Source organism: Aequorivita sp. 609 (assembly GCF_014212065.1).
Classification (GTDB): domain Bacteria; phylum Bacteroidota; class Bacteroidia; order Flavobacteriales; family Flavobacteriaceae; genus Aequorivita; species Aequorivita sinensis.
In genome coordinates, this window is sequence record NZ_JACJVM010000026.1 from 1 (window position 1) to 1,155 (window position 1,155).

At 46.4% G+C, this 1,155-nt stretch carries 1 protein-coding gene; it reads right to left on the bottom strand.

Translation table 11 applies throughout. From position 1 onward, the window contains the following. A partial coding sequence (locus tag H4O20_RS08270; protein WP_185098924.1) for an IS256 family transposase occupies positions 1-1,115 on the bottom strand: 1,115 nt, incomplete at its 3' end. Positions 1,116-1,155: the final 40 nt, after the last annotated feature.

The window sequence follows — 1,155 nt, forward strand, 5'->3', positions numbered from 1 at the left end:
TTGGTTGCTTCACGCACTGACAAATATACTGATTTCATTACGGCATCGTCTGTTGGGAAAGAAAGTTTGTTCTTGGTATACTTTCTTATCTTCCCGTTCAGGTTCTCGATAAGGTTTGTTGTATAGATAATCTTCCTGATCTCCAGAGGAAACTCATAGAACACCGTGAGCTCCTCCCAGTTGTCATGCCAGCTCTTAACGGCATAGGAATACTTATCGTTCCATTTTTGGGCAAAATCCTCCAGGGCCACCTTTGCTGCTTCTTGGTTTGGAGCGTTATAGATATGCTTCATGTCTGCTGTAAAGGCTTTCTTGTCCTTCCATACAACGTACCTACACGCATTGCGGATCTGGTGGACCACGCAGATCTGAGTCTTGGACTCCGGGAACACGTTTTTGATGGTGTCGGTAAAACCGTTAAGATTGTCGGTTGCCGTGATAAGTATATCCTCGGTTCCGCGCGCTCTGATATCGGTGAGGACACTCATCCAGAAAGCGGCCGACTCATTTTTACCGAGCCATAGGCCCAGTACTTCCTTTTTACCATCGCGGCGCAGGCCAACAGCGATATAGACAGTCTTGTTGATGACCTTGGAGTTCTCGCGAACCTTGAACACAATGCCGTCCATCCAGACAATCAGATAAACTGGTTCCAGGGGACGGTTCTGCCACGCAATTATATCGCCGGATACTTTTTCGGTGATCCTGGATATGGTCGAGGTGGATACATTAAAGTCATAGACTTCACGTATCTGCTCCTCGATATCGCTGTTGCTCATTCCCTTGGCGTAGAGCGAGACGATGACGTTTTCGATGCCATCGACCATATTGCCTCGTTTGGGGACGATCATTGGATTAAACGAGGCCTCCCTATCCCGGGGAACGGAGATCTCGGATTCACCAAAGGATGTTTTTATTTTTTTCTTGGCGTGTCCGTTGCGAACATTCTCACCGGTGGACTTTTGATGCTTGTCGTAATCAAGGTGGCCATCGAGCTCACCTTCGAGCATCTTTTCAATCCCACGCTTCTGGACCTGCTTTAAAAAGCCCGTGAGCTCTTCGTGGGTCTTGAACTGCTTCAGAAAATCATCTGAAATTAAATCATCTTTCTTCATAATGTGTAAAATTTAAAGTTAATAAAAAAATAGCGGGGGC